General features: G+C 61.7%; 2 protein-coding genes. Both read left to right on the forward strand.

Translation table 11 applies throughout. The features are described from left to right. On the forward strand, nt 1-353 hold a 353-nt coding region (locus tag PH551_RS32795), incomplete at its 5' end, for an ABC transporter permease (RefSeq protein ID WP_483315456.1). 51 nt (nt 354-404) lie between these two features. Then, a partial coding sequence (locus PH551_RS32800; RefSeq protein ID WP_285196342.1) for a thiamine pyrophosphate-dependent dehydrogenase E1 component subunit alpha occupies nt 405-906 on the forward strand: 502 nt, incomplete at its 3' end.

Below are 906 nucleotides of genomic sequence, written 5' to 3' on the forward strand. Positions count from 1 at the left end.
CGGGCATCGACATCGGATCCCATCTCATCAAGGTCTACATCGTCGCAGGCGTGCTCTCCGGACTGGCTGGCGTCGTCACCGCTGCCCGCGCAGCATCCGCCCAGCCGACCATGGGCACCGCATACGAACTCGACGCCATCGCCGCTGCCGTCATCGGCGGCACATCGCTGGCCGGCGGTTCCGGCCGCATAACAGGAACGCTGATCGGAACAATCATCCTCGGCGTCATCACATCCGGCTTCACCTTCCTCAAGATCGGATCCTATTACCAGGAGATCATCAAGGGAGCCATCATCGTCCTCGCCGTCGTCATCGATCAATACAGACGATCAAGACAGGCTAGGGGATCTTAACGCGCAAATGTTTCGCGTCCGTCAGGTCGCAGCAAAGTTCAAGAGGAACACATGTCAGGCTTACAACTTTCACAGGACAAGCTGATTGAGGTTTATCGAAGCATGCGGATGATCCGTCGTTTCGAGGAGCGGGTGATGGAGGAGATGGCGACCGGCGACATTCCGGGCAACACACATCTTTATGCCGGGCAGGAGGCGAGTGCGGTCGGCATCTGCCTGCATCTGCGCGAGGACGACTACATCTCCTCGACCCATCGCGGCCACGGCCACTCGATCGCCAAGGGCGTGGACATCGACGGCATGATGGCCGAACTGTTCGGCCGGGCGACCGGAACCTGCGGCGGCAAGGGTGGGTCGCAGCACATTGCCGACCTGCGCAAGGGCATGCTTGGAGCCAACGGGATCGTTGCGGCCGGCGCTCCGATCACCTGCGGGGCGGCGCTCAGCGCAAAGCTGCTTGGGACCGGCCAGGTCGCGGTCGCATTTGCCGGCGACGGGGCGATGAACGAAGGCGTCATGTCCGAGAGCTTCAACCTTGCCAAGATCTGGAACC

Source organism: Rhizobium atlanticum (genome assembly GCF_030182485.1).
Classification (GTDB): domain Bacteria; phylum Pseudomonadota; class Alphaproteobacteria; order Rhizobiales; family Rhizobiaceae; genus Rhizobium.